The 15,770-nt window shown below is 66.1% G+C and carries 14 protein-coding genes; 6 read left to right on the top strand and 8 right to left on the bottom strand.

Features of this window, described 5'->3' with window-relative positions:
* Positions 1-20 precede the first annotated feature (20 nt).
* From atpG to AC5P88_RS06265, 3 genes are all read left to right on the top strand, one after another.
* Positions 21-884: a F0F1 ATP synthase subunit gamma gene (atpG, locus tag AC5P88_RS06275; RefSeq protein ID WP_006471334.1), complete on the top strand. Its 864-nt coding sequence runs from the start codon at positions 21-23 to the stop codon at positions 882-884.
* Between the two features lie 38 nt (positions 885-922).
* Positions 923-2,329 carry a F0F1 ATP synthase subunit beta gene (gene atpD, locus AC5P88_RS06270; RefSeq protein ID WP_106551344.1) on the top strand — a complete coding sequence of 469 codons (1,407 nt, stop codon included), beginning with the start codon at positions 923-925 and terminating at the stop codon, positions 2,327-2,329.
* A gap of 113 nt (positions 2,330-2,442) precedes the next feature.
* On the top strand, positions 2,443-2,865 hold the full coding sequence (locus tag AC5P88_RS06265) for a F0F1 ATP synthase subunit epsilon (RefSeq protein WP_005411127.1): 423 nt from the start codon (positions 2,443-2,445) through the stop codon (positions 2,863-2,865).
* A 230-nt stretch (positions 2,866-3,095) separates the two neighbouring features.
* On the opposite strand, the gene AC5P88_RS06260 is transcribed toward AC5P88_RS06265, so the two are convergent.
* Positions 3,096-3,479: a GtrA family protein gene (locus AC5P88_RS06260; RefSeq protein ID WP_106550951.1), complete on the bottom strand. Its 384-nt coding sequence runs from the start codon at positions 3,477-3,479 to the stop codon at positions 3,096-3,098.
* Positions 3,480-3,562: 83 nt separating this feature from the next.
* Between AC5P88_RS06260 and glmU the strand changes: the two genes are divergently transcribed.
* Positions 3,563-4,930 carry a bifunctional UDP-N-acetylglucosamine diphosphorylase/glucosamine-1-phosphate N-acetyltransferase GlmU gene (gene glmU / locus AC5P88_RS06255; protein ID WP_495224599.1) on the top strand — a complete coding sequence of 456 codons (1,368 nt, stop codon included), beginning with the start codon at positions 3,563-3,565 and terminating at the stop codon, positions 4,928-4,930.
* On the top strand, positions 4,899-5,432 hold the full coding sequence (locus AC5P88_RS06250; protein ID WP_495224598.1) for a GNAT family N-acetyltransferase: 534 nt from the start codon (positions 4,899-4,901) through the stop codon (positions 5,430-5,432). The genes glmU and AC5P88_RS06250 overlap by 32 nt, the downstream gene beginning before the upstream one ends.
* Positions 5,433-5,575: 143 nt before the next feature.
* Here AC5P88_RS06250 and AC5P88_RS06245 read toward each other — a convergent pair whose 3' ends face one another.
* The 7 genes from AC5P88_RS06245 to AC5P88_RS06215 all read right to left on the bottom strand — a co-directional run bounded on the left by AC5P88_RS06245 (position 5,576) and on the right by AC5P88_RS06215 (position 13,374).
* Positions 5,576-6,928, bottom strand: coding sequence for a sensor histidine kinase (locus AC5P88_RS06245; protein WP_099554693.1), 1,353 nt, complete (start codon positions 6,926-6,928; stop codon positions 5,576-5,578).
* A complete protein-coding gene (locus tag AC5P88_RS06240; RefSeq protein WP_106550953.1) occupies positions 6,925-8,271 on the bottom strand; it encodes a sigma-54-dependent transcriptional regulator in 1,347 nt (448 codons plus the stop codon). Before AC5P88_RS06240 ends, AC5P88_RS06245 begins: the two co-directional genes overlap by 4 nt.
* 123 nt (positions 8,272-8,394) lie before the next feature.
* A complete protein-coding gene (locus AC5P88_RS06235; protein WP_181358241.1) occupies positions 8,395-8,772 on the bottom strand; it encodes a PDZ domain-containing protein in 378 nt (125 codons plus the stop codon).
* A gap of 16 nt (positions 8,773-8,788) precedes the next feature.
* Entirely contained in the window at positions 8,789-10,006 is a 1,218-nt protein-coding gene (locus AC5P88_RS06230; protein ID WP_106550947.1) for an ABC transporter permease, read from the bottom strand.
* Between the two features lie 20 nt (positions 10,007-10,026).
* Entirely contained in the window at positions 10,027-11,325 is a 1,299-nt protein-coding gene (locus AC5P88_RS06225; protein WP_005414537.1) for an ABC transporter permease, read from the bottom strand.
* A gap of 10 nt (positions 11,326-11,335) precedes the next feature.
* Positions 11,336-12,061, bottom strand: coding sequence for an ABC transporter ATP-binding protein (locus AC5P88_RS06220; protein WP_111113587.1), 726 nt, complete (start codon positions 12,059-12,061; stop codon positions 11,336-11,338).
* A 35-nt stretch (positions 12,062-12,096) separates the two neighbouring features.
* A complete protein-coding gene (locus tag AC5P88_RS06215) occupies positions 12,097-13,374 on the bottom strand; it encodes an efflux RND transporter periplasmic adaptor subunit (RefSeq protein ID WP_099551134.1) in 1,278 nt (425 codons plus the stop codon).
* Positions 13,375-13,577: 203 nt separating this feature from the next.
* Here AC5P88_RS06215 and glmS point away from each other — a divergent pair, with 203 nt between their 5' ends.
* Positions 13,578-15,416, top strand: a complete 1,839-nt coding sequence (gene glmS / locus AC5P88_RS06210) for a glutamine--fructose-6-phosphate transaminase (isomerizing) (RefSeq protein ID WP_495224596.1) — start codon at positions 13,578-13,580, stop codon at positions 15,414-15,416.
* Positions 15,417-15,770 lie beyond the last annotated feature (354 nt).

Below are 15,770 nucleotides of genomic sequence, written 5' to 3'. Positions count from 1 at the left end.
CGCGCCACGGGAAACAAGAGATGGCAAGCGGACGCGAAATCAAAACCAAGATCAAGAGCGTGCAGAACACCCGCAAGGTGACGCGCGCCCTGGAAATGGTCTCGGCCTCCAAGATCCGCAAGGCGCAGGATCGGATGAAGACCTCGCGTCCGTACGCGCAGGCGATGAAGCAGGTGATCGGTCATCTGGCCCAGGCCAGCACCGACTACCAGCATCCGTTCCTGGTCGAGCGTGAGCAGGTCAAGCGGGTCGGTTTCATCGTGATCTCCTCCGATCGCGGCCTGGCCGGCGGCCTGAACAACAACCTGTTCCGCAAGATGCTGGGCGAAGCCAAGGCATGGCAGGACAAGGGTGCCGAAGTGGACCTGGTGACCATCGGCCAGAAGGCATCGACCTTCTTCCGCCGCGTGAAGGTCAACATGGTCGGCAGCGTGACCCACATCGGCGACGTGCCGAAGCTGGAATCGCTGATCGGTGTGATCAAGGTCATGCTCGACGCCTTCACCGAAGGCAAGGTCGACCGCGTGTACCTGGTCTACAACCGCTTCGTGAACACCATGACGCAGAAGGCCAGCTTCGATCAGCTGCTGCCGCTGCCGCCGGCTGAAAAGCAGGTCGCTCACCACGACTGGGATTACCTGTACGAACCCGATGCCGCGACCGTGCTGGAGCACGTGATGACGCGTTACATCGAGTCGCTGGTGTACCAGGCACTGCTGGAAAACGTCGCCTCCGAGCATGCAGCACGCATGGTTGCGATGAAGGCGGCGAGCGACAACGCCAACAAGCTGATCGGCACCCTGCAGCTCGTCTACAACAAGGCGCGCCAGGCAGCGATCACCCAGGAAATCTCCGAAATCGTCGGCGGCGCGGCAGCAGTCTGACCGCGTTCGTTCAAAGCACACATTTAGAGGATGCAGCAATGAGTCAGGGCAAGATCGTTCAGATCATCGGCGCGGTCGTCGACGTCGAATTCCCGCGTGAGTCGGTGCCGAAGGTGTACGACGCACTGAAGGTCGACAACACCGAAATCACCCTTGAAGTCCAGCAGCAGCTGGGCGACGGCGTGGTGCGTACCATCGCCCTCGGTTCCACCGACGGCCTGAAGCGCAACCTGGTCGCCACCAACACCGGCCGCGGCATCTCCGTGCCGGTTGGCGCTGGCACCCTGGGCCGCATCATGGACGTGCTCGGCCGTCCGATCGACGAAGCCGGCCCGGTGGCCGCCAGCGACAGCTGGGAAATCCACCGCGCGGCCCCGTCGTATGAAGACCAGTCCCCGGCCACCGAACTGCTGGAAACCGGCATCAAGGTCATCGACCTGATGTGCCCGTTCGCCAAGGGCGGCAAGGTCGGCCTGTTCGGCGGCGCCGGCGTCGGCAAGACCGTCAACATGATGGAACTGATCAACAACATCGCCAAGGCGCACAGCGGTCTGTCCGTGTTCGCCGGCGTGGGTGAGCGTACCCGTGAGGGCAACGACTTCTACCACGAAATGAAGGACTCCAACGTCCTCGACAAGGTGGCGATGGTGTACGGCCAGATGAACGAGCCGCCGGGCAACCGTCTGCGCGTCGCCCTGACCGGCCTGACCATGGCCGAGTACTTCCGCGACGAGAAGGACGAAAACGGCAAGGGTAAGGACGTCCTGCTGTTCGTCGACAACATCTACCGCTACACCCTGGCCGGTACCGAAGTGTCGGCACTGCTGGGCCGTATGCCGTCCGCCGTGGGTTACCAGCCGACCCTGGCCGAGGAAATGGGCGTCCTGCAGGAGCGCATCACCTCGACCAAGAATGGCTCGATCACCTCGATCCAGGCCGTCTACGTTCCCGCGGACGACCTGACCGACCCGTCGCCGGCGACCACCTTCGCCCACCTGGACTCGACCGTCACCCTGTCGCGTTCGATCGCCTCGCTGGGTATCTACCCGGCCGTCGATCCGCTGGACTCCACCAGCCGCCAGATGGACCCGCTGGTCATCGGCCACGAGCACTACGACACCGCCCAGCGCGTCCAGCAGACCCTGCAGAAGTACAAGGAACTGAAGGACATCATCGCGATCCTGGGCATGGACGAACTGTCCGAAGAGGACAAGCAGGCCGTGTCGCGCGCCCGTAAGATCGAGCGCTTCTTCAGCCAGCCGTTCCACGTGGCCGAAGTGTTCACCGGTTCGCCGGGCAAGTACGTGCCGCTGAAGGACACCATCCGTGGCTTCAAGGCCATCGTCGATGGCGAGTACGACCACCTGCCGGAGCAGGCGTTCTACATGGTCGGCGGCATCGAAGAAGCGGTCGAGAAGGCCAAGAAGATGGCCGAGAAGGCCTGATCCGGGACGGGCGGGAGCGATCCTGCCCGACCTGACGCCGGCGCCGGGCAACCGCCCGCGCCGGTGGACTCCCACGGTGGCATTGCGCCGCCGCGAACAGCGAAGAGATTTGCATGAGCACGATCCGTTGCGACATCGTCAGCGCCGAGCAGGAAATCTTCCGTGGCGAAGCGACCCTGGTCGTGGCCACCGGTGAGCTGGGCGAACTGGGCATCGCGCCCAAGCACGCGCCGCTGATCACCCGCCTGAAGCCGGGCAAGGTGGTGGTGACCACGCCGAACGGCGAGCAGCTGGATTTCGCCATTTCCGGCGGCATCCTGGAAGTGCAGCCGCAGGTGGTGACCGTGCTGGCCGACACCGCGATCCGCGCGCAGGACATCGACGAAGCCTCGGTCCGCAAGGCCAAGGAAGAAGCCGAGCGCATCCTGGCCAACCGCGGTGAAGCGATGGAAGTGGCCGAAGCCCAGCAGAAGCTGGCCGAAGCCGTTGTCCAGCTGCAGGCCCTGGAACGCCTGCGCAAGACCCTCAAGCACTGAGGTTCACGCGCTGCATCCACGAAAACGCCGGCCCTGTGCCGGCGTTTTTGTTTGGGTGGCTGTGTAGAGTCGACCGGGTAGAGTCGACCGGGTAGAGTCGACTGTTAGTCGACTACCGCGCGCAGCGCGGGATTTTCGCGACCTTACGGAAGAGCAGTCGACTAACAGTCGACTCTACAAATCCCGATCCCGTTTCCGATCCCGTTTCCGATCCCGATCCTGGCGCTGTATCAGCGATACACCACATACCGCATCAACAGGAACGAGACGCAGGCCAGCCCGCCTTCCACCAGTGGCTTGGCCAGCCAGGTGTACTGCAGGCCCAGCGCGTGGTCCACCAGGCTCACCAGCAACGTGCTCGCCACGGTGAGCAGCAGCCATAGTCCGAAGAAGCGTGCAAAGCGCTTCCAGCCCAGTCTCTGTGCGCCCGCCTCGGCAAAGGTGTAGCGGCCGTTGAGCCAGAAGCCCAGCAGCATGCCGGCCAGGCGCCCGGCGACGTTGGCCGGCGCCACTGGCATGCCCAGCGCGGTGGTGACCACGAACACGAGCCAGTCGAGCAACAGCTGCACGAGCCCGATGACGAGGTAGGCGCTTCCCTGGCGGATGAGGCTCATCGGCATGGCGAAGGGGGAGGGATGCCCATGTTAACGGCGCACGCTCTAGAATCACCGGCAACGAACCACGGACTGCCGTTCCCATGACCCAACCCCTGCACGTCATCATCCTCGCCGCTGGCGCTGGCAAGCGCATGAAGTCGGTGCTGCCGAAGGTGCTGCAGCCGATCGCGGGCCAGCCGATGCTGGCGCACGTGATCGATGCGGCCCGTGAGCTCCAGCCGGCGGCGATCCATGTGGTCCATGGCCACGGCGGCGAAGCCGTGCGCCAGTACTTCGCCGGCCAGCAGGACCTGCAATGGGCTGAACAGGCACAGCAGCTCGGCACCGGCCACGCCGTCGCGCAGGCGATGCCGCAGGTGCCCGATGCTGCACAGGTACTGGTGCTGTACGGCGACGTACCGCTGATCCGTGCGCAGACCCTGCGTGAGCTGCTCGCGCAGCCGGGTCGGCTGGCGGTGCTGGTGGCCGAGGTGGATGACCCGACCGGCTATGGCCGCGTGCTGCGCGATGCCGAGGGCAAGGTGGGTGCGATCGTCGAGCAGAAGGATGCCAGCGACGAGCAGTTGCGCGTGCGCATCATCAACACCGGCATCATCGCCGCGGAATCGACTGCGCTGCGCCGCTGGCTGTCGCAGCTGTCGAACAGCAACGCACAGGGCGAGTACTACCTGACCGACGTGTTCGCGTTCGCCGCGCACGAGTACACCCCGGCCGAGATGGCGCTGGTGGCCGACGCGCAGGAAGCCGAAGGGGCGAACGATCCGTGGCAGCTGTCGCAGCTGGAGCGTGCCTGGCAGCGTCGCGCAGTGCGTGCGCTGTGCGCGCAGGGCGCGCGCGTGCGCGACCCGGCACGGCTGGACATCCGCGGCACCGTCACCGTTGGCAGCGACGTGCTGATCGATGTCGACGTGGTGCTGGAAGGCAACATCGTGCTCGGTGACGGGGTCACCGTCGGTCCGTTCAACCGCCTGAAGGACGTCAACCTCGGGCCGGGCACCGAAGTGCGCGCGCATTGCGATCTGGAAGGCGTGGTCACCGAAGGCGCTGCGCAGATCGGCCCGTTCGCCCGCCTGCGCCCGGGCACCGTGCTGGCCGATGGCGTGCACGTCGGCAACTTCGTCGAGACCAAGAAGGTCATGCTGGGTGTGGGCAGCAAGGCCAATCACCTCACCTACCTGGGCGATGCGGTGATCGGCAGCAAGGTGAACATCGGCGCCGGCACCATCACCTGCAACTACGATGGCGTGAACAAGTCGACCACCACCATCGGCGACAACGCGTTCATCGGCTCCAACAGTTCGCTGGTAGCGCCGGTGACCATTGGCGACGGCGCGACCATTGCCGCCGGTTCGGTCATCACCCGCAACGCGCCGGACGGCAAGCTGACACTGGCACGTGCACGACAGGAAACCATCGATGGCTGGAAGCGCCCGCTCAAGAAGTCCTGAGCCCCGCCTTCCTCGCGCCGATGAACTCGGTGTGCTGCCCGGCATCGAGCAGCGCGCCGGCGAGGTGTTGAAGGGCCATGAGGCCTATCCGGTGTTCGCCGGGCATGGCCTGGACCTGCCGACACTGCAGAACGGCCTTGAGCGCCGGCAGCTGTGGGTGGTGGATGCGGCTGACGGTGGCATCGCCGGGTATCTGCTTGCCGGCGAACTGGCGGGTGAGTTCCACGTTCTGCAGATGGATGTAGATCCTGCGCACGCGCGGCAGGGTCATGGGCGCGCGTTGTTGCGCCATGCATTGGTACAGGCCCGGGCGGAAGGCTATCGCTCGGCTGTGCTGACCACGTTGTCCGACGTGCCGTGGAATGCGGCCTTCTATGCCAGCGAAGGGTTCGTCACCGTGCCGGAGGCGGAGTGGGGTGCCGGACTGCAGTCGGTGATGGCCGAAGAGGCTGCGCTCGGGTTTCCGATGCATCTGCGCGTGGCGATGCGGAAGATCTGGTAGATGCCGACCTTCGTCGGCACATCCGCGCATGGCGGTGCGTGCTTCTGGTAGTTGCCGACCTTGGTCGGCATATCCACGCATGGCGTGGATCTACTGACTGGCCGACCATGGGTGGCGACTACCGGTAGCCCCGATCGGCCCGCTCAACCCACCGGCAGCAGGATCGACACGCACAACCCGCCATCGCCGCGATTCTGCAGTGACACGCGTCCGCCGTGCGCTTCCACGATCTCGCGCGTCAGCGCCAGCCCCAGCCCGGTGCCGTTGCGCTTGGTCGAATAGAACGGCATCAGTGCGTTCTGCAGCACCTGCTCGTTCATGCCCTTGCCGCGATCAAGCACGTCCAGGCGCAGCCACTGCGGCAGCCGCGTCAGCTGTACCTGCACGTCATCGTTGGGCGGCTCGGCTTCGGCGCAGGCTTCGTGCGCGTTCTTCAGCAGGTTCAACAACGCCTGCCCGAACTGCGCGATGTCGATGCGACTGCTCAGCTCCTCGTCCGGTTCACGTTCCATGCCGAACGGAATCTGCTGGCGCAGGCTGGACAGGAACGGTGCCCAGTGCACGGTCTGCAGCTGTGGCTGTGGCAGCTTGGCAAAGCGCGCGTAGCCGCGGATGAAGCCTTCCAGGTGGCGTGCGCGGTCTTCGATGGTGGTGAAGATCTCCGGCAGCCGGTCGAAGCGCTCGCGCTGCACCAGCACGCCGCCGGAATGGGCGAGCGAAGCGATCGGCGCCAGCGAGTTGTTGAGCTCGTGGCTGATCACCCGGATCACCTTCTTCCAGGTCTGCACTTCCTGGCGGCGCAGTTCGGCGGTCAGCAGCCGCACCAGCAGCAGGTCGTGCGGGCGGCCGTTGAGCTGGAACGCGCGGCGCGAGAGGTGGTAGACCTGCTCATCGTCCTCGTCGCCGTCTTCGCCATCGGCATGTACCGCGAACAAGCTGTCACCGCCACGGGCGATGGCATCGCGCAGTTCCACCGGCACCTGTTCCAGCACGTCTTCCAGGCGCTGGCCTTCCAGCTTCCAGCCGCCGTGCAGCAGCTTGCGCGCCGCCAGGTTGGAGAACACCACGCGAGCCACGCCATCACCGCCGGAGGCGATCAGCAGCATCGCCACCGGCGTGTTCTGCACCATGGTGTCCAGCAGCAGCTCACGTTGCACCAGTCCCTGTCGCTGCGCGCGCAGCACGTCGCCCAGTTCGCGGTGGGCCTGCACCAGGTCGCCCAGCTCGTCGTTCCCCGGCCAGTGCACACCGAAGTTGTATTCGCCGTCGCGGTAACTGCTGGTGGTACCGGCCAGGGCACGCATCAGCGAGCGTACCGGCGCCGTCGCACGGCGCAGGGTCCACCACATCAGCGACAGCAGGATCAGCGCCGATACCGTGGTCACCACCCAACCATGGTCCATCCAGTAGGCCAGCAGCCACGGCAGTGCCGCAGCCAGTGCCAGCACCGGCAGCAGGCGCAGGAACAGGCGGAAAGTGAAGGAGCGCCGCTTCATTCGCGTGGAATGCCGTGGCGGTCCATGCGCCGGTACAGCGCCTGGCGGCTCAGGCCGAGCTCGGCGGCAGCCTGGGCGATGACGCCATGGTTGCGCGCCAGTACCTCCTCGATGCGTGCGCGGTCGGGATCATTGCCTGCGCTGGGTGCCGGTCGCGGTGCGACGGCTGCGCGTGGCAGGTTGAGATCGGCCACTTCGATGCGGTTGCCGGTGGCCAGCAGTTCGGCACGCTGGATCACGTTGCGCAGTTCGCGCACGTTGCCGGGCCACGGGTGCCGCTGCAGTGCTGCGGTGGCGGCGCTGGACAGCGGCTTGCCGGCGGCCAGGAATCGTTCGGCCAGCGGCACGATGTCGCCCGGTCGTTCGGCCAGCGGCGGCAGCACCAGTTCCACCGTATTGAGGCGGTAGTAGAGGTCTTCGCGGAAGGTACCGTCGCGGATCATCGCCGGCAGGTCGGCATTGGTCGCGCTGACCACGCGGACCTTGACCTGGCGTTCGCGGTTGGAGCCCAGGCGCTCGAAGCGGCCGGTTTCCAGCACGCGCAGCAGCTTCATCTGCCCGCCCAGCGACAGGTTGCCGATCTCATCCAGGAAGAGGGTGCCACCATCGGCGGCTTCGAACTTGCCTTCGCGTGCCTTGTTGGCGCCGGTATACGCACCGGCCTCGGCACCGAACAGCTCGGCTTCGATCAGTTCCGAGGGCAGCGCGCCGCAGTTGACCGCCACGAACGGACCCTTGGCCACCAGCGAATTGGCCTGGATGATCTGCGCGATCTTTTCCTTGCCGGCGCCGTTGGGGCCGGTGATCAGCACCGGCAGTTCCGAGCGTGCGACCTGGCAGGCCAGGGTGACCACACGCTCGCTGGCCGGATCGGCGACTACCGCACCGCACAGGTCGTACTTCGCTTCCAGCGCATTGCGCTGGCGCAGTTCACGCGTGCGCCGGCGGTCCAGCTCGCGGCGCGCCTCGGACAGTTCCAGCAGGTTGTTGACCGTGGTCAGCAGCTTGCGATCGTCCCACGGCTTGGCCAGGTAGTCGGCGGCACCGGCCTTGACCAGGTCCACGGCGCTGCTCAGATGGGTCCACGCCGTGAGCAGGATCACCGGCAGGTCCGGATGGCGCGCGCGGATCTGCGCGAACAGCGCCTCGCCCTCTTCACCGGAGGTGGTGTCCTCGCTGAAATTCATGTCCTGGATGACCAGGTCGACCGGCTGTGATTCGAGCAGCGCCAGCCCGTCGGCGGGCGTCTGCGCCTGCAGGGTATCGATGTCATGCAGGGAGAACAGCACGTCCAGCGCGGTACCCACGCTGGCGTTGTCGTCGATGATCAGGATCGCAGGCATCAAGCGGTTCTGCAGAAAGGGATGGGCGGCGCCGATGGAGCCGTTCGTGTCCACGCACCGGGAGAGCCCGGCGCCACCCATCAAGCATAGCCAAACCTGTGGCCGTGCAGGAGCGGATGATGCTCAGCGCCCGGGTGGGGCCGGCGGAGGTGGTGGCGCGGGTGGTGGCGGGACATCCAGTGCCTGTCGCCATGCGGCGGCGTTGACCGCCACCGTCAGTTCGCGTCTGTCGCGGCGCAGCAACAGATAGGCAGTGGCTGTGCTGGAATGGCGCAAGGCCACGGCAAGGTGCTCGACCCGGCGCACCGCCGTGTCGTCCACGCGGAGGATGCGATCCCCGCTGCGTACGCCGAAGCGTGCTTCCGGGCTGGCGGCCTCCACATGCACCTGGCCTTCGGTCGAGCGCAGCGACAGCCGCGCTCCATCCTGGCGCCATTCCAGCGTCTGTGCGCTGCCACCACCGGCCAGCGCCGGCAGTGGCAGGAGCAGCATCAGGCACATCGCGCAGGCACGCATCTCACGCGCCCCGCGTGGCGACCGCAGGCGGTACCGCCGCCGCACGCCGTGCCGGACCGAACACCGCGATCTGGCCCAGCACCCACAGCAGCAGTGCGCCCAGGGGCAGGTAGTACAGCGGCATGCGCGGCAGCTCGTACAGGTTCATCAGGGCCAGGTTGATCGCGTAGGCAGCCAGCATGCCCAGCACGATGCCCAGCGTGGCCAGCAGGAAGTTCTCGGTCTGGAAGTAGCGCAGGATCTGCCCGCGGGTCGCGCCCAGCGCACGGCGGATGCCGATCTGCTTGCTGCGCTGCTGCACCCAGAAGCTGGCCAGGCCGATGATGCCCAGCGCGGTGACCACCAGCAGCGAGATGCTGACGGTGATCAGCAGGCCGACCATCGCGCGGTCGTTCTTGAAGAAGTCCTTGCGCTGGTCTTCATAGGTCAGCTTGTCGCGCATCAGCCGGTTCGGGTCGTTGCGTTCCAGCGCGGCGGCACCGGCGTCGAGCACTTCCTGGCGGCGTTCGGGCGAGGTGCGCAGGATGTAGGTGCCACCGTCGTCGAAGGTGCGGCGGATCGGCAGCAGCATCGAGTTGGTCCAGTTGTCACTCCAGCCATTGGGTGTGCTGAGGACATCGACGATGCCGACCACGTGCAGCGACTGCTTGCCCATGTAGTAGGTCTTGCCCAGGGCGCTGCCGTTGGGCTCCATCTTGGCGGCGGTGGCCTGGGTGAGGATGACCGGGATGGCCTTTTCCTTGGCGCCGCCCTTGCTGACGTCTTCGAAGTTCTGGTACTCGTCAGGCAGGAAATCGCGGCCGGCGATCAGGTTGATGCCCATCGTGGCCAGCCCGTTCTCCGACAGGGTGTACATCGAGGCGTTGGTGGTCGGCCGTTCCTGGTCGATCACGCGCGAGATGCTGCTGCTGGAGGAGCCGTTGCGGAAGGGGATCTGGTTGATGATGGTGACGTTGCTGACGCCGGGGATCGCGCGCAGCGATGCCAGGTCCTCGCGGGTGCGGGCCATGGCGTCGGTCTGCTTGCCGATGCCGCTGACGCGCAGCATTGCCAGTTCGCTCTCGGCGATGCCGCTGGGCATGCTGATCTTTTCCACGCGCTGGCTGACCAGGAACAGCGCGTTGCAGACGATGGCGCAGGTCAGTGCGACTTCCAGCACGATCAGGGCGGCAGCGGTCTTGTGCCGGCGCAGCGTGCTGAGGATGGGGCGGATGTCCATGGGAGTCCTCGTTCGGGTGCTTACTGCGACTTGAGCTGGATGGCCGGGGTGACCTGCATGGCGCGCCAGGCGGGCAGGAAACCGGCGGCGAGGCTGGCGAACAGGGTCAGGCCCAGTGCGAGCAGCAGCATGTTGCCGTCCAGGTGGGCCAGCTTGGCGTACTCCACCGGTTGCTGGCGCACCGCGAACAGGCCGAGCAGGGCCAGGCCGATGCCGAGCACGCCACCGACCACGCCGACCGCGCCGGCTTCCACCAGGCACTGCAGGAAGATCTGGCCGCGGCTGGCACCGAGCGCACGGCGCACGCCGATCTCACCGCTGCGGCGCAGGAACTTGGCCAGCAGCAGGCCTACCGTGTTGACCAGGCAGACACCGAGGAAGCCCAGCGCCAGCCACAGCTGCAGGCGCACGTCGCTGGGGACGGCACCATTGAAGTCCAGCCATTCCATCACGGTGCGCAGGCGCACGTTCGGCGGATGCTTGAAGCGGCCGGCCTCGCGCTGCTGGGTCGAATAGTTCTCCAGGTAGCGGCGGTAGTCGCCGGCCTTGGCCGGGTCCATTTCCACCCAGTACTGCAACCACGCGCACGGTGCATTGAGCGAGTAGCTGTTGCCGTCGGGGTTTTCGCCGAAGCAGTTCATGTTGCCGTTGTTGCCGAGCTTCAGGTCGAACGAGGTGGAGATCGGCAGCAGCAGGTCTTCGTTCTTGCCGTAGCTGCCGGTGGTCAGGTCGTAGAAGTGGGGCTCCGGGCTCCATTCCTTCATCACGCCGACGATGCGGTAACTCTGGCCTTCCATGCGCAGGTCGCGGCCCACGCTGTTGGCACCCTGGTACAGCTTGTCGTTGAGCGCCTTGGAGATGACCACCACGCGTGCGCGGCCTTCATCGTCCTCGCGCGTCCAGGGGCGGCCGTACTGCATGGGCACCTCGAACATCGGGAAGAAGTCGGCCGAGGTCCAGCGGGTGTCGATGCTGAAGGGCTTGAGGGTGCTGTTGTCCGGTTCGATGGTGCCGCCGCCGCCGCTCATCAGTGCCTGGCGTTCACCCTTGGCTTCGCGCAGCAGCGCTTCACCGTCGAAGCGGGTCAGCTGGGTTTCCGGCTCTTCGCCGGCGACATAGGCGCCGGTCGCGGCGTCGAGCTGCACGTAGAACAGGCGGTCGCTCTTGCCGGGAATCGGGTCGCCGGACAATACGTGGAACACGGTCAATGTGGTCATGGAGGCGCCGATGCCGAGCGCGATGGCAACCACCATCAGCGCGGTCAGGACCTTGTTGCGGCGGAAGCTGCGCGCCGCCAATCGGGCGTAGTAGGCGAACATGGTCGGGCCCTCACTCGTTGACGGCGACGATGTGGCGCACCGGCGTAGCCAGCACCGGCTCACGCACCAGGTCGGTCACCTGGCCATCGACGATGTGCACGTTGCGCTGCGCGCGTGCGGCCAGTTCCGGGTCGTGGGTGACCATCACGATGGTGGTGCCGGCGGCATTGATCTCTTCCAGCAGTTCCATCACGCCACGGGCCATCTGCGTATCCAGGTTGCCGGTCGGTTCGTCGGCCAGCAGCAGGCGCGGGCTGCCGGCCAGGGCACGTGCGATCGCCGCGCGCTGCTGCTGGCCGCCGGACAGCTCGTTCGGGTAGTGCTTCATGCGCGAGCCGAGGCCGACCTGGGTCAGCGCCTTCTCGATGCGTTCGCGGCGCTCGTTGGCGCTCATCCTGCGATAGCGCAGCGGCACGTCGACGTTGTCGAACAGGTTGAGGTCCGGGATCAGGTTGAAGCCCTGGAAGATGAAGCCGATCTTCTGGTTGCGCAGGCGGCTGCGCGCATCATCGCCCAGCGTGCTCACGTCCTGGCCGTCCAGCATGTAGGTGCCGCTGGTGAAGGTTTCCAGCAGGCCGGCGATGTTGAGGAAGGTGGTCTTGCCGGAACCGGACGGGCCGGTGACGGCGACGAACTCGCCTTCCTTGACCTGCAGTTCCAGCGAGCGCAGTGCGTGGGTTTCCACCTGTTCGGTGCGGAAGACCTTGGCGACCGAGCGCATTTCGAGCATGTACATGGGGTGTCCTCTCTCCAGGATTCAGGTATCAGGTATCAGTTGACGGAGACGCGCTCGGCGTCCTTGAACAGGTCGCTGCCGGAGACCACGATGCGGTCGCCCGGTTGCACACCCGACTTGATTTCCACTTCGCCCAGGCTGCTGACGCCCAGTTCCACCGGACGACGCACGGCGGTGCGGCCATCCATCACGTAGGCCATGCCGTTGCCCTGTTCGACGAACGGGCCGCGCTCGACCTTCAGCACGTTCCTGCGGGTATCGAGCAGCACGCGCACCGACATCCGCTGGCTCTGGCGCAGGCCTTCCGGCTGCGCGCTGGCAAAGCGCACGCGTGCGTTGACCTCGCCGTTGACCACTTCCGGCGACACCGCGCTGATCTCACCCGGGAACGGCTGGCCGTTGCCACCGGTCAGCTGTGCCGGCATGCCGATCGCCAGGTCGCGGGCGAAGCTCTCCGGCACCTTGATCTCGACTTCGAACTTGGACAGGTCGACCACGCCCAGCACCGGGGCGTTGGCGGCCAGGTTGGTGGACTGCACCGCCTGCACCTGGCCGACCTGGCCATCGAACGGGGCACGCAGCGTCAGCGCGTCGACCTGGCGCTGCACTTCGGCCACCACCGCCTTCTGGCGATCGGCCAGCAGGCGCTTGTTGCGGGCATCCAGGTCGGCGCCCTGGCTCTGCAGGCGTGCATCGGTGGTGGCGTTGGCCAGGGTGATGTCGGCCTTCTTCAACGAGTCCTTGGCCTTGGCCAGGTCGATCTGCGGCACCGCACCGCCGTCGTAGCCGCGCTGATAGCGCTGCAGGTCGCGGTCGGCGGCCTGCCGTTCGATGGTGGCCTGGTCGGTTTCCTTGCGCGACTTGGCGCGGGCCAGGGTGGCGTCCAGCGCGGCACGGCTGGCCTCGGCTTCCAGGCCGGCCAGGGTGGCCTGTTCCTGGGCCAGCTTGCTGCGCAGTTCGGGGCTGTCGATGATCGCCAGTTCCTGCCCCTTCTTCACCACATCGCCGGCGACCACCTTCAAGTCCACGGTGCCGGCGGAGATGGCATACAGGATCGGGCTGTTGGCGGCGATCACGCGGCCATCGGCGGCGATGTCACGGACCAGATCGCCACGCTTCACTTCGGCGATGCGCACGCGGCTGCTGTCGAAGGAGCGGCTGGCGTTGGACCAGGCGTGCACGGCCCAGCCGATGCCGGCGAGCAGGGCGATCGTGCCCAGCGCCGGCCAACGGTAACGGAGCCAGTTGGCGCGCGGGGCGCTGGCCGGGGCGGAGGAAACGATCTGGTCCTGGGCGGAAGTGTCGCGGATCATCGGGTGCGTGCCTGACGGTGGTAGCCAGTACCAAGCACGTAGCGTGCCAACTTTATTTCCTTTTCCATCAATGAGTTGGGTGGGCGCCTGAAGTGTCCGGGTGTCCGCGGACACCTTTCCGGACACTTTCATTAAGCGGACAGGAGGGGGAAGCCGGACACGCAGGCTAGAATGCGACGATCGTCTTCAAGGAAACGCGTGACATGTGTGGAATCGTGGGTGCGATCGCTGATCGCGACGTAGTGCCGGTGCTGATCGAGGGTCTGAAGCGCCTTGAGTACCGTGGTTACGATTCCTCGGGTATCGCGGTGATCGACCATGCCGAGCGGTCGGAGGTGCGTCGCGTGCGTCGTACCGGCCGAGTGTCGGAAATGGCCACGGCGGCCGAGGCCGAGGGCTTCAACGCGGTGCTCGGCATCGGTCATACCCGCTGGGCCACCCACGGTGGTGTCACCGAGGCCAATGCGCATCCGCATATCAGCCAGGGCGTGGCGCTGGTGCACAACGGCATCATCGAGAACCACGAAGAGCAGCGCGAGAAGCTGCGCGCGATGGGCTACACCTTCGAGTCGCAGACCGATACCGAAGTCATCGCACACCTGATCCACCACCACCTGAAGGATGGCGACGACCTGCTGGTGGCGCTGCAGCACACGGTGAAGGAACTGACCGGCGCCTACGCGCTGGCCGTGGTCAGCCGCGCCGAGCCGGAGCGCTTCGTCTGCGCGCGCATGGGCTGCCCGCTGCTGATCGGCCTGGGCGAAGGCGAGAACTTCGTCGCCTCCGACGTCTCGGCGGTGATCTCGGCCACCCGCAAGGTGATCTTCCTGGAAGAGGGCGACACCGCCGAAATCCGCCGCGACGGCGTGCGCATCTTCGACGAGCGCGACCAGCCGGTCGAGCGCGACGTGCATCTGTCCGACGTGTCGCTGGCATCGCTGGAGCTGGGCCCGTACCGCCACTTCATGCAGAAGGAAATCCACGAGCAGCCGCGCGCGCTGGGCGACACCATCGAGGCGGCGATCGATGCCGGTGGTTTCCCGGCCGAGCTGTTCGGCAAGAACGCCGAGGCGGTGTTGTCGGGCATCGAGGGCGTGCAGATCATCGCCTGCGGTACCAGCTACTACGCCGGCCTGACTGCACGCTACTGGGTCGAGGCCATCGCCGGCCTGCCGTGCAGCGTGGAGATCGCCAGCGAGTACCGCTACCGCGCCGCGTATGCCAACCCGAAGCACCTGATCGTCACCATTTCCCAGTCCGGCGAAACGCTGGATACGATGGAAGCGCTGAAGTACGCCAAGTCGCTGGGCCACAAGCACACGCTGTCGATCTGCAACGTGCCGGAAAGTGCGATTCCGCGGGCCAGCGAACTGGTCTGCTACACCCGTGCCGGTGCCGAGATCGGCGTCGCTTCGACCAAGGCCTTCACCACCCAGCTGGCGGCACTGTTCCAGCTGACCGTGGTGCTGGGCAAGCTGCATGGCCGCATCGACGCGGCACAGGAAGCGGACTACCTGGAGCAGCTGCGCTTCCTGCCGGGCAGCGTGCAGCACGCGTTGAACATGGAGCCGCAGATCGCTGCGTGGGCCGAGCGTTTCGCGCGCAAGAGCAGCGCGTTGTTCCTGGGCCGCGGCCTGCACTACCCGATCGCGCTGGAAGGCGCGCTCAAGCTCAAGGAAATCTCCTACATCCACGCCGAGGCCTACCCGGCGGGCGAGCTGAAGCATGGCCCGCTGGCGCTGGTGGACGAGGACATGCCGGTGGTGGTGATTGCGCCGAACGACAGCCTGCTGGAAAAGGTGAAGTCGAACATGCAGGAAGTGCGCGCCCGTGGTGGCGAGCTGTTCGTGTTCGCCGACCAGGACAGCAACTTCAACGAGTCCGAAGGCGTGCACGTGATTCGTACACCGCGCCATGCCGGCGTGCTCAGCCCGATCGTGCACACCATTCCGGTGCAGTTGTTGGCCTACCACACCGCGCTGGCGCGTGGCACCGACGTGGACAAGCCGCGCAACCTGGCCAAGAGCGTGACAGTGGAGTAACACCCGTCGGCTCGGTTGGATGCTGCAAGCGAAGGGGGCCCCAGTGGCCCCCTTTCGTTTGTGCCGGAGTCCGTGCGAAGTGGGACAGCCTCAGGGTGTTCTGTCCGCCGTCGGCAGCCATCAATCAATCTTTAACACGCGGCATCGCGTGTATTCAGCGGCGGTTTCAGCCGCGGTGCCATTCTCTGGATCGTCGGTTGGTTCCCACGACGAACTGTCCCATCGATGCCGGTAGTGACCGATGGTCGCAGTCGTAGAATCAAGTTGACCGAGGTCCAGGGTGAGCGGTTGAACCCACCTCGTTCGCGTTGCAGCACGATGCCTGCCGATCCATCTCCCAAGGCCGGCGTGTGC

Source organism: Stenotrophomonas sp. YJH_SMC_8, assembly GCF_059371315.1.
The sequence above is the reverse complement of the archived record's forward strand: the minus strand, read 5'-3'. Positions and strand labels throughout refer to the sequence as shown.